The sequence below is a fragment of the Luteibacter sp. genome (genome assembly GCF_036500425.1).
In the GTDB taxonomy this organism is placed as follows: domain Bacteria; phylum Pseudomonadota; class Gammaproteobacteria; order Xanthomonadales; family Rhodanobacteraceae; genus Luteibacter.
Map to the genome: position 1 here is coordinate 1 of NZ_DASYCB010000014.1, position 11,981 is coordinate 11,981.

Annotated in this window: 11 protein-coding genes; 8 read left to right on the forward strand and 3 right to left on the reverse strand. The window is 64.2% G+C overall.

Going from position 1 to position 11,981, the window contains the following annotated elements:
* Positions 1-121: 121 nt before the first annotated feature.
* Entirely contained in the window at positions 122-547 is a 426-nt protein-coding gene (locus VGN46_RS02520; RefSeq protein WP_331640283.1) for a VOC family protein, read from the forward strand.
* Here VGN46_RS02520 and VGN46_RS02525 read toward each other — a convergent pair.
* Together VGN46_RS02525 and norR are read right to left on the reverse strand one after the other, a co-directional pair.
* Positions 544-1,278, reverse strand: a complete 735-nt coding sequence (locus VGN46_RS02525) for a helix-turn-helix domain-containing protein (protein WP_331640285.1) — start codon at positions 1,276-1,278, stop codon at positions 544-546. The genes VGN46_RS02520 and VGN46_RS02525 overlap by 4 nt on opposite strands.
* A gap of 200 nt (positions 1,279-1,478) precedes the next feature.
* Positions 1,479-3,026 carry a nitric oxide reductase transcriptional regulator NorR gene (norR, locus tag VGN46_RS02530; protein WP_331640287.1) on the reverse strand — a complete coding sequence of 516 codons (1,548 nt, stop codon included), beginning with the start codon at positions 3,024-3,026 and terminating at the stop codon, positions 1,479-1,481.
* A gap of 154 nt (positions 3,027-3,180) precedes the next feature.
* Between norR and hmpA the strand changes: the two genes are divergently transcribed.
* The 5 genes from hmpA to VGN46_RS02555 all read left to right on the forward strand — a co-directional run bounded on the left by hmpA (position 3,181) and on the right by VGN46_RS02555 (position 7,311).
* Positions 3,181-4,362 (forward strand): NO-inducible flavohemoprotein, encoded by a 1,182-nt coding sequence (gene hmpA, locus VGN46_RS02535; protein WP_331640289.1) that lies wholly within the window; start codon positions 3,181-3,183, stop codon positions 4,360-4,362.
* A gap of 82 nt (positions 4,363-4,444) precedes the next feature.
* Entirely contained in the window at positions 4,445-5,083 is a 639-nt protein-coding gene (locus tag VGN46_RS02540; protein WP_331640291.1) for a TMEM175 family protein, read from the forward strand.
* A gap of 226 nt (positions 5,084-5,309) precedes the next feature.
* Positions 5,310-5,723: a hypothetical protein gene (locus VGN46_RS02545; RefSeq protein WP_331640293.1), complete on the forward strand. Its 414-nt coding sequence runs from the start codon at positions 5,310-5,312 to the stop codon at positions 5,721-5,723.
* A gap of 48 nt (positions 5,724-5,771) precedes the next feature.
* Positions 5,772-6,314, forward strand: a complete 543-nt coding sequence (locus VGN46_RS02550) for a DUF2058 domain-containing protein (RefSeq protein ID WP_331640295.1) — start codon at positions 5,772-5,774, stop codon at positions 6,312-6,314.
* A gap of 10 nt (positions 6,315-6,324) precedes the next feature.
* Positions 6,325-7,311, forward strand: coding sequence for an NAD(P)-dependent oxidoreductase (locus VGN46_RS02555; protein ID WP_331640297.1), 987 nt, complete (start codon positions 6,325-6,327; stop codon positions 7,309-7,311).
* 60 nt (positions 7,312-7,371) lie between these two features.
* Here VGN46_RS02555 and VGN46_RS02560 read toward each other — a convergent pair whose 3' ends face one another.
* Positions 7,372-8,727 carry an MFS transporter gene (locus tag VGN46_RS02560; RefSeq protein ID WP_331640299.1) on the reverse strand — a complete coding sequence of 452 codons (1,356 nt, stop codon included), beginning with the start codon at positions 8,725-8,727 and terminating at the stop codon, positions 7,372-7,374.
* Between the two features lie 137 nt (positions 8,728-8,864).
* Between VGN46_RS02560 and cyoA the strand changes: the two genes are divergently transcribed.
* Positions 8,865-9,941 (forward strand): ubiquinol oxidase subunit II, encoded by a 1,077-nt coding sequence (cyoA, locus tag VGN46_RS02565; protein ID WP_331640301.1) that lies wholly within the window; start codon positions 8,865-8,867, stop codon positions 9,939-9,941.
* Positions 9,942-10,007: 66 nt separating this feature from the next.
* Positions 10,008-11,981, forward strand: a complete 1,974-nt coding sequence (cyoB, locus tag VGN46_RS02570; protein WP_331640405.1) for a cytochrome o ubiquinol oxidase subunit I — start codon at positions 10,008-10,010, stop codon at positions 11,979-11,981.

Below are 11,981 nucleotides of genomic sequence, written 5' to 3' on the forward strand. Positions count from 1 at the left end.
CTGTAGGAGCGCGCTTGCGCGCGATGGGGGCTTGCCGCAACCCCGATCGCGCGCAAGCGCGCTCCTACAACAGCCGGGCTTCAGACGCGGTAAGGTAGGGCTCCCCCAAGGGAGCCCCGCCATGCCCAGCACCATCATCCCCTGCCTGCGCTACCGCGACGCCCATGCCGCGATTCGCTTCCTCTGCGATGCCTTCGGCTTCAGTGAGCATGCGGTCTACACCGATGAGACAAATCCCAACCTCGTCGTCCACGCCCAGCTCACCTACGGCGACGGCATGCTGATGCTCGGCTCGGTGATCGACGAAACGCCATTCGCGGAGCACATCGTGCAGCCCGACCAGATCGGCGGTCGCGAAACGCAGTGTCCTTGCGTCACCGTGGTGGACCTTAAGGCTCACTACGAACACGCCAAAGCTCACGGCGCGACGATCATCGACGACTACGAAGAGAAGGACTATGGCGGCGCGGGCTATTCTGCGCGCGACCCGGAAGGCCGTCTCTGGTACTTCGGCAGCTACGACCCGTGGTCGCCGCCCGCGGGCTAAGCCCAGCGGCGTCCGTGGTCGGCCATGTACAGGCGGATTTCGTCCTCGGCGATATCCGCCAGGGCGCGCAGGCCTTGCTTCTGCGTTGCGTCCAGCTGGCGTGGCACGCGGTCGACCACGCAAAGCGCGCCAACAGCCTGGCCATCGGGGCCACGCAAGGGGCAGCCCGCGTAAAATACGATGGGCTCATGCCCGGTAACCAGCGGGTTATCGCGAAAGCGCTCATCGGTGCGCGCGTCCTCCACGATCATGATGTCCTTGCCAAGGATCGCGTGGCCGCAGATCGCCCACTCGCGTGGGGTTTCCGTCATGGTCGTGCCGTGGTGGGACTTGAACCACTGGCGGCGCGACGTGAGCAGGGTGATGAGTGAGACCGGTGCGCCGGTAATGAGCCCGGCGAGCCAGGTAATCCGATCGAAGGCTGGCTCCGCTGGCGTATCCAGCAGCCCGGTTCGACCTACCGCGCGAAGGCGCGCCGCTTCGTCACTGGGCACCGGGTAGCCAGGCGTCCGCTCAGGGCGTAATTCGGCGGACATCGCCTGCAGCGGGTCCGCGGCAAGCGCTGTACGTTCTTCGAGCAGGGCGATGACCGCGCTCTGGCGCATGCGGCGGTGGCCACCCGGTGTCTTCCATGAGGCCAGGGCGCCACTTTCGATCCATTTCTGTGCCGTGCTGACAGATATGCCAAGCAATCGCGCGGCATCGCGCGTCGTCAGGGTCGGGTCATCCATGTGGGAGGTCGCGTGCTGGTAACTCAAGGCGGCGTACAGAGGCAGAAGGAAAGGAAACGCAAGCAATAGCAGATCGACGCTACCACAGCGGACGACGCAACGCGCTTGGCGACCGTTGCGTTTTTCGGTGGCGGTAGGGCTGCTCGTTGGATTCGCGACCGTGAGCCGGGCTATTTTGCCGGATACGCGTAACCTGGCTGCTAATCGAGGCCCAGGCGGGACGCAGAGCGACGCAGGTTTGCCCGGTCCATGCCCAGCTCGCGCGCCGCAGCGGCCCAGTTGCCGTCGTGGCGTGCCAGGGCGTCTTCGATACGCTGGCGTTCGTAGAGCTCCAGTGCCGCGCGCAGGGGCAGGGCGTCGGCCCCGCGTGGAGGCGTCTCCGGATGAGGTGCCGGCGGTGTCATCGGGCCGACCAGGTCCAGGTCACCGGTTTCGATGACAAGCACCTTGCCCCGGCCAACGCGGGCCAGGCCTTTCAGGCACGCGCGGCCGATCGTGTGTTCCAGTTCGCGGACATTGCCAGGCCATGACCAGGCAAGCAGCAACGCCTGTGCTTCATTCGCGAGGCGAACCCCCGGCAACCCCAGTCGCGCCCGGCTTTCTTCCAGGAAGCGACCAGCGAGGAGCAGGACATCGTTGCCACGCTCGCGCAGCGCAGGCACCACGAGCGGATACACGCTGAGGCGATGGTAGAAGTCTGCCCGGCACCGGCCAGCGCGCACTTCATCGGCAAGGTCGCGGTTGCTCGCGGCGATGATACGTACATCGACGCGGTGCTCGCGATCCGAGCCGACGCGTTGCAGTTGGCCGCTCTGCATGACCCGCAGCAACGCAGCCTGTGCGCCCAGGGAAAGATCGGCGACCTCATCGAGGAACAGCGTCCCGTGGTCGGCCAGTTCGAACTTGCCGCGACGATCCGTCGTAGCACCCGAGAACGCGCCACGCACATGGCCGAACAGCTCGCTTTCCAGTAGCTGCTCGGGCAGCGCCGCACAGTTCACCGCGATCAGTGGGCGGTCCGCTCGCGACGAGGCGGCATGGATCGCCTGGGCGACCAACTCCTTACCCGTGCCGGTTTCTCCGCGCACCAGCACCGTCAGGTCGCTATGTGCGACGGTGGCGATGTCTTCCGTGAGGTGACGGAACGCGGGACTGAGGCCGGTGAGCCGGCGCGCGGGCGCCTGGCCCGCCGCCAGGCGGAAGCCTTCGGCGCGCGAGCGTTCGCGCTCGGCCACGCGCTCGAGCCCGCGCATGCGATCGCTTGCCGCCACGGTGGCGCCTGCCAGGCTGGCAAAGGCGCGCAATGCTTCCAGGTCCGCCGCATCGAAGCGACCTGCTTCCAGGGCATCCAGCGTCACCAGGCCCCAGGGTTGGCCGCCCACCTGCAGCGGGCAACCCATGCAGTCGTGCACGTCGAGGTGGGGTTCGCCGGTGACCAGGCCATCGTAAGGGTCGGGGAGCGGGCTATCGGAAGGGAACAGGGTCGGGCCTTCCTGGGCGAGCAGTGCGCGGAAACGCGGGTAGTCATTCACGCGAAAGCGGCGGCCCAACGTATCCAGGCTCAGGCCATCCACGGCAAGCGGGACCAGTTCGTCCCCTTCGAGCCGGAGCAAGGCGCTAGCGTCGCAAGGCACCAGCTGGCGCATGGCCTCGAGAAGGCGCCTGAAGCGCTCGGCCTCCGGCACATCGCGCGCGAGGTCGTCGACCAGCGGAAGGAGTGAAGCGAGGATGGCGTTGGACGCAGTCATTCTGACTCCCGGCCAGGTCGAATCGACCCGAGGCTTATACGAGTCATTATGACCCGGTTGCCGGATAAGGTATTGATCCAGAAGGTCGCAGGCGGTTGGCACGTGTCGTGGATGGAAAAGGCCATCCCCAACGACAGTACAAGAAGGTCAGCCCATGCTCTCCACGGAACATAAAGCCATCATCCGCGCGACCGTGCCCCTGCTTGAGGCCGGCGGTGAGGCGCTCACCACCCATTTCTACGGGATCCTGCTCGACGAGAACCCTGAGGTGCGCCCCTACTTCAACCAGGCTAACCAGCTGACGGGTGAGCAGCCCCGCGCGCTCGCAAATGGCGTGTTGATGTATGCGAAGCACATCGATCACCTGGAGGCGCTGGGTGACCTGGTCAACGTCATCGTCAACAAACACGTCTCGTTGCGCATTCGCCGGGAGCATTACCCGATCGTCGGCGGCTGCCTGCTCCGTGCGATCCGCGAGGTTCTCGGCGCCGAGGTTGCCACCGATGCGGTCATCGATGCGTGGGCCGCAGCCTATGGCCAACTGGCAGACATCCTGGCCGGTGCCGAAGCCACGATATATGACGCGCAGGCAGATGCCCCTGGTGGCTGGCGCGATGGCCGTGCGTTCCGGCTGGTGGAGAAGACCTCCGAGAGCGAAGAGATCACGTCGTTCCGCTTCGAGCCGGTCGATGGCGGCGCGGTGTACACACACACGCCGGGCCAGTACATCGGGCTGCGCGTGATCGTGGATGGGCAGGACATGCGCCGCAACTACTCGCTCTCCGCCGCTGCCGACGGCAAGGGTTATCGCATCAGCGTGAAACGTCACCCCGGGGGCGCTGTCTCGAACTTCCTGCACGATCGCCTGCACGTTGGCGATACCCTGGAGCTGTTCCCGCCCGCGGGTCACTTTACGCTGGAAGAAAGCGAGCGTGACGTCGTACTGATCAGTGGCGGTGTCGGTATTACCCCGACCCTGGCGATGCTGGAGCAGGCGCTGGCCACGCAGCGCCCCATTCATTTCATCCATGCGGCCCGGCATGGCGGCGTGCATGCGTTCCGCGATGCGATCGACGCGTTAGCTGCGGATCACCCGAACCTCAAGCGTTACTACTGCTATGAAGCCCCGCGTGACGGTGACCCGGAGCCGCATGCGACCGGTTTCATCGACCGCGACCTCCTTGCCGCCTGGTTGCCGGCGGTCGATGCCATGGATGCTTATTTCCTCGGACCCAAGCCTTTTATGAAGAGCGTCCGCAACGCACTGCGCGACCTGGGCGTGCCGGAACACAGGGCGAAGTACGAGTTCTTCGGTCCTGCGTCCTCGCTCGACTGACCCGCCCCGCCTTGCCGGTGGTTGCCTCCAGGCCACCGGCGAGGCGATGATCTGCCCTCACGAAAAAACGGGGGGACCGAGCATGTCGTCGCATGGGCAGGATCAGCAACTCGAACGGCTGACGTTCTTTTCGGACGCGGTGTTCGCTATCGCGATCACGCTGCTGGTCATCGAGATCCAGGTTCCGGACCTGAAGGGCGGTGATGATGCCGCCTGGCTCGAGGCGCTCGGGCACCTGATACCGCACTTCCTCGGCTTCGTCCTGAGCTTCGTGGTGGTCGGTGCGCTATGGGCCGCGCACCATCGCGTCTTCGGCATGCTACAAAAGTACGGCCCCTCGCTCGTGTGGCGCAACCTGGCACTGCTGATGTCGGTGGCTTTCATGCCGTTCTCCTCGGCACTGATGAGCACGCATCCCACGGAGCGTATTCCCGAGATGTTCTACTCGCTCAACCTGTTTATCGCAGGGCTGCTGCAATGGCGGCTCTTCCGTACGGCGCTGCGTGCGCCGTTCCTGCACGAAGGCGTCGCTATCGCCGATATCACCGCGATGCGTCGCCGCACACTGGCGCTACCGCTGATGTCGACGCTGTCGTTCGCGCTTGCCTTCTGGATTCCAGGGATGAGCAACATCCCGCTTATCCTCATGCCGCTCGTCGTGGCGTGGTTTGCGCGCGGTGGGTTCCGGCGTCGCGACGTGCCCGCTCCGCAGGAAGGTTGAGATTTTTCTGCCTTGAAGCATTTTCTCAATTATTCCGAATTCCTACATAGAAACTCGAATTTTTGAGGAAAATTCCATATCCCCGTGTAGGGGTAATCCGACAAACTTTCTCTAGCGCTCGCGTAGACGGGCCCGGCTACGTGTCGCGCGGGGTGACCCGTGTCACCCCAGGCCGGCGGTCCATGGTGGGCCGTTGACTACGTAACTTTTGAGAAAGGTTGATTGGATGAACCTCAAGCTTATTTCTTCCGCCCTGCTGGTAGCAGGCCTGGCTGCTCCGGCGGCATTTGCTGAAACCGGCACCATTACCTTCACCGGTAAGATCACCAACGTGCCCTTCGCGCTGCACATGGAATCGTGCAGTGACCCGGTGGGGCTTGCGGTCCGGTTTCGTTTCGGCAGAGAGGCGGACGCCGAGCCGGGTCATCCCGGGTGGTTCAGCTTATCCGGCCCTGAAAACGTCGCGCTGGAGCTGGGGGACGAGAGCAAGGCGACCATCGCGCCTGGTCACGAACTGGAGAAGAGCGCGGTGCGTACCGGCGGCCGGTACGACTTCAACGTGCGCCTGCGCGAGACCCGGGACACGGTACGCGGTGGCACGTTCCGCCGTCCGATCACGGTTGAAGTGCGCTACCTCTGACAGCGCTATGATTCGGGATCTTCCCCGGCGTCATCGTGGTACCCCGTCATGCGTAATCCCCTCCAGGAACAGCTCCTCAAAGCCGGCCTCGTCAAGAAGGACAAGCTGGCCAAGGCCGTGCGCGAGCAGGCGAAGCAGCGTCAGGGCAAAGCGCCTGCCGCGCCGGCCGAGGATAAGGTCGATACCCGCCAGCTCCAGGCTGAGCGGGCCGAGCGCGATCGCGCGCTCGCGGCAGAGCGCAACGCCGAGGCTAAGGTGAAGGAGATTCGTGCCCAGGTCCGGCAGATCGTCGATCTGGTCAAGGTGAAGCGCGATGGCGATACGCCCTACCGCTTCAATGATGGCGAACGGATCACCAGCGTGCTGACCAGCGATGCGCAGCGAGCCCAGCTGGCGGTGGGCATGCTGGTCATCGTCCGTCACGGCGAGGGCTTCGAGATGATTCCCCGCCTGGCGGCCGACAAGATCTACACCCGGGCGCCCGACGTGATCGTGCTCGACCACGGCCGCAAGGAAGGCGACCCACTCCCGGCCGATGACGACGACGAGTTCTATAAACAGTTTGCCGTGCCTGACGACCTGATGTGGTGAGGGCGGCCCGATGACGATCCTGGTCACCGGCAGCGCGGGTCACCTGGGCGAGGCGCTGGTGCGCCAGCTGCGGGCCCAGGGACGCGAGGTCCGCGGCATCGACATCAAGCCGTCGGCCTTCACCGACCACGTGGGCTCGATCTCGGACGAAGCCTTTGTTCGCGACGCCATGGCCGGCGCCACCGGGGTGATCCACAGCGCCACCTTGCACAAGCCGCATGTCGCCACGCACAGCAAGCGCCAGTTTGTGGATACCAACGTGGCTGGCACGGTGGCCCTGTTGGAGGCGGCGCTGGCGAACGGCGTGGGCGCCTTCGTCTTCACCAGCACAACCAGTGCCTTTGGCGCGGCCCTCTCGCCCGCCCTTGGCCAGCCCGCCGCATGGATCGATGAGGACGTCGTTCCGATCCCGAAGAATATCTACGGCGCCACCAAGATCGCCGCCGAGAGCATGTGCGAACTGGTCGCCCGCAAGGATGGTTTGCCCGTGATCGTGCTACGAACGTCGCGCTTCTTTCCAGAAGATGACGACAGCGCCGGGGTTCGTGCCGAGTACAGCACACAAAACATGCAGGCGAACGAGTTGCTCTACCGCCGGACCGATATCGAAGACATCGTCGGCGCCCACCTGCTGGCCCTCGATAAGGCCCCAACGCTCCGCTTCGGCCGCTATGTCATCTCGTCCCCGCCGCCGTTCACCCGCGATGACGTCGGGGCGCTGCGCGCCGATGCCGCGGGAGTGGTGCGCCGGCTGTTTCCGGACGTCGATGCGCTATACGCCGACAAGGGTTGGAAGCTCCTGCCCTCGCTCGATCGCGTCTACGACAGCCGCCGGGCGGTCCGCGACCTGGGCTGGCAGCCGAAGCGCGATTTTGCCTTCGTCCTGGATTGCCTGCGCCGCGGCACAGAGTTCCGCAGCCCCATGGCCCTGGCAATCGGCGCCAAGGGCTACCACGATGAAGTGTTCGAAGACGGGCCTTACCCGGTTCACCGGTAGCCGTCCGCCAGCCACACAAAAAAGGCCCCCGCCGAAGCGGGGGCCTTTTCTTTCAGTGTTTTACGGCGCCGCCGGCTCGGGCCGCGGGGCCTCCAGCGACTTGTTGATGCGCAGGGCCAGCAGGGTGCAGACCACGCCCGAGAGCAGGTAGGCGCTGACCGCGATCAGGCCGAAGCGGTACGACAGGCCAAGCGCCACCAAGGGGGCGAAGGCCGCGCCGATCAGCCAGGCGAAGTCGGTGGTCAGGGCCGCACCGGTATAGCGGTAGCGCTTCTCGAAGTTAGACGTGACCGTGCCCGCCGCCTGGCCGTAGGACAGGCCGAGCAGGGCGAAGCCCAGCACCAGGAACGTATCCTGGGCGAAGCGGCCGCCATCGAGCAGGAACGGGGTCGCGACGGCAAACAGGCCGATGAGGATCGCCATGGTGCCCAGGGTGTTACGGCGCCCGAACTTGTCCGCGATGACACCCGAGGCCACCGTGGCCAGCACCGCGACGAGCGCGCCAATGATCTGTACGGTCAATACGTTATCAATGCTCTGCGAGTGGTCGATCGCGATCCAGCTAAGCGGGAACACCGTTACCAGGTGGAACAGCGCATAGCTGGCCAGGGCGGCGAAGGCACCGATAAACAGGTTGTAACCCTGCGCATGGACAAGGTCGATCGTGCCGATCGGCTCAAGCACCCACTCCTCCAGGGCCTGGGTGTATTCCTCGGTAACCACCAGGCGCAGGCGGGCGAACAGGGCGACCACGTTAATGGCGAAGGCCACGAAGAACGGGTAGCGCCAGCCCCAGTCGAGGAAATCCTCGCGGGAAAGCTGCGTATGGAGGAAGAGGAACAGGGATCCGGCGATCAGGAAGCCCACCGGCGCGCCGAGCTGGCCGAGCATGGCGAACCAGCCGCGGCGGTTCTTCGGGGCGTTCAGGGCCAGCAGGGAGGGCAGGCCATCCCACGAGCCGCCGAGCGCAATGCCCTGCAAGAACCGGAGCAGGCCGAGGATGAAGATGACGGTATAGCCGCCGGTCGTATTGGACGGCAGGAACGCGATGCAGACGGTCGAGGTGCCCAGCAGGAACAGCGAGGCCGTCAGTTTGGTGCTCCGGCCGAAATTACGCTGGATCGCCATGAAAAGCGTGGTACCAAACGGCCGGGCGATAAAGGCAAACGAGAAGATGGTGAAGGCCAGGAGGATGCCATCGACCTGGTTGAGGAACGGGAAGAAGACCGACGGAAACACCAATACGGAGGCGATGCCGTACGTGAAAAAGTCAAAGTATTCAGAGGCCCGGCCGATCACCACCCCCACGGCGATCTCATTGGGCGCCACCGGCGCATGGCTGGCCTGGTGCTGCCGGCGGACGTCGTTTTCAGCGACGTCGACGGCATGGTGAGGGGCGTGTGAAATGCTCGACATCGACCAACTCCCTAACTGTGCTTGGCTACAGCATACCCCCGGCGGGGGCGTCTGGCTTGGATCCCATGGGACAAAGTGTCCTATGGTCCTAACGTGAAATTCGGCGTATTTTTTCGGGTCCCCACGGTAGCTCCCACATGCGAATGTCCATGAAGATGTTGCGCGGATTGCTGATCCCCGCCCTGGCCCTGCTTTTGTCAGGCTGCGACGCCGTTCTTTTCTCCCCGTCCGGTGATGTCGCCCGGCAGCAGCGCGACCTGATCTTCATCTCCGTCGTCCTGATGCTGATCATCATCGTCCCGGTCATCTTCCTGATCCTGCACTTCGCCTGGAAGTACCGCGCCGGTAGCAAGGCCGCCGAGGCCGAGTACGATCCGGACTGGAACCACTCGACGGTGCTGGAGCTGATCGTCTGGTCGGCCCCGCTGATCATCATCATCGCCCTGGGCGCGATCACCTGGACCAGCACCCATAAGCTGGACCCGTACCGCCCGCTCGACCAGATCGGCCCGTCCCGCCCCGTCGCCGCCGGCACCAAGCCGCTGGTGGTCGAGGTCGTGGCGCTGGACTGGAAGTGGCTGTTCCTCTATCCGGAACAGGGCATTGCGACCGTCAACGAGATGGCCGCCCCGGTCGATCGCCCGATCGAATTCCACATCACCGCCTCGAACGTGATGAATGCCTTCTTCGTCCCCAGCCTGGCCGGCATGATCTACGCCATGCCGGGCATGGAGACCAAGCTCAACGCCGTGATGAACAAGACCGGCGATTTCGAGGGCATCTCGGCGAACTACAGCGGCGCCGGTTTCTCCGACATGCGCTTCCGCTTCCACAGCCTCTCGCAGGGCGATTTCGACGCCTGGGTGGCCAAGGCCAAGGCCAGCGGCGATGCGCTGCAGCGCGATGACTACCTGAAGCTGGAGCAGCCGAGCGAACGCGAGCCGGTGCACTACTACGGCTCGGTGGCGGGCGACCTGTACAACCGCATCCTCAACCGTTGCGTCGAAGCCAACCGCATGTGCACCAGTGACATGATGGCGCTGGACCAGGCCGGTGGGCAGGGCATCGTGGGCACGTACAACGTGACTTCGCTCGACGCCAAGACCCGCTCGCGCCTCGGCCTGAACGACGATGGTCGCCGCTACGTGGGCGCCCTGTGCGCCGCTCGCGGCACCACAGGTGAAGCCATGACGCCCGCCGGACGCCCGCTCTAAGCGGTCGCCCCCATCGATTTAAGCTTGCCGAGTCCGGTAATGAATACGCCCGATCTAGCCAAACTGATCTTCGGACGCCTCACCCTTGAGGCGATTCCGTACCACGAGCCCATCCTGCTCGCCACGTTCGCCGGCGTGGCGATCGGTGGCATCGCCTTACTGGCGGTCATCACCAAGTACAAGCTGTGGGGCTACCTCTGGAAAGAGTGGTTCACCAGCATCGATCACAAGAAGATCGGCATCATGTACATGGTGTTCGGCATCGTCATGCTGCTGCGTGGCTTCGCCGATGCGTTGATGATGCGTGCCCAGCAGGCCATTGCCTTCAACGGTAACCCCGGCTTCCTGCCACCGCACCACTACGACCAGATCTTCACCGCCCACGGCGTGATCATGATCTTCTTCGTGGCGATGCCGCTGGTTACGGGCCTGATGAACTACGTGGTGCCGCTGCAGATCGGCGCGCGCGACGTGGCCTTCCCGTTCCTGAATAACTTCAGCTTCTGGATGACGGTCGCCGGCGGCCTGCTGGTCATGGCCTCGCTGTTCGTGGGCGAATTCGCCCGCACCGGCTGGCTGGCCTACCCGCCGCTCTCCGGCCTGGCACAGAGTCCGGATGTCGGTGTCGACTACTACATATGGTCGCTACAGGTGGCCGGTGTGGGAACGACGCTCTCGGGCATCAACCTGATCGCGACCATCGTGAAGATGCGCGCGCCGGGCATGACCATGATGAAGATGCCTGTCTTCACCTGGACCTCGCTCTGCACCAACGTCCTGATCGTCGCTGCCTTCCCGGTCCTCACGGCCGTGCTGGTCCTGCTGGCGCTGGATCGTTACGCCGGTACCAACTTCTTCACGAACGACTTCGGCGGCAACGCCATGATGTACGTGAACCTGATCTGGATCTGGGGCCACCCCGAGGTCTACATCCTGGTGCTGCCGGTGTTTGGCGTGTTCTCCGAAGTGGTTTCCACCTTCAGCCAGAAGCGCCTGTTCGGCTACGCCTCCATGGTGTACGCGACCGTCGTGATCACCGTGCTGTCGTACCTGGTGTGGCTGCACCACTTCTTCACCATGGGTTCGGGCGCGAGCGTCAACTCGTTCTTCGGCATCACCACGATGATCATCTCGATCCCGACGGGCGCGAAGATCTTCAACTGGCTGTTCACGATGTACCGCGGCCGGATCAACTTCGACGTGCCGATGCTGTGGACCGTGGGTTTCATGGTCACGTTCGTGATCGGCGGCATGACCGGCGTGATGCTGGCGGTTCCGCCGGCCGACTTCCTGCTGCACAACAGCCTGTTCCTGATCGCGCATTTCCATAACGTGATCATTGGCGGCGTTATCTTCGGCCTGTTCGCCGGTATCAACTACTGGTTCCCGAAGGCGTTTGGCTTCCGCCTGGATGCGTTCTGGGGCAAATGCTCGTTCTGGTTCTGGCTGGTCGGCTTCTATGTCGCCTTCATGCCGCTGTACGTCTTGGGTTTCATGGGCGTTACCCGCCGCATGAACCACTTTGAAGATCCGTCGCTGCAGATCTGGTTCCAGATCGCCGCGCTCGGCGCGGTCCTCATCGCGCTTGGCATCGGTTCGTTCCTGGTGCAGATCTACGTCAGCATCAAGAACCGCGACAAGCTGCGCGATGTCACCGGCGATCCGTGGCATGGCCGCACGCTGGAGTGGGCGACCTCGTCGCCGCCGCCGGAATACAACTTCGCGTTCACCCCGGTCATCCATGAAGCGGATGCCTGGTGGGATATGAAGGAGCGCAACGCGGGCCGTCGCACGGAAGGTTACCTGCCGATCCACATGCCGAAGAACACGGCAGCTGGCTTCGTCATCGCCGCCTTTGCCTTCGTGTTCGGGTTCGCAATGATCTGGCACATGTTCCTGATCGCCGGCCTGTCGTTCCTTGGCATCCTGGTCAGCGCCATCACGCACACGTTCAACTACAAGCGCGACTACTACATCGACGCTGGCGTGGTGGAGCGTACCGAGACCGCCCGCACGGAAGAGCTTGCCGCCCATGTCTGA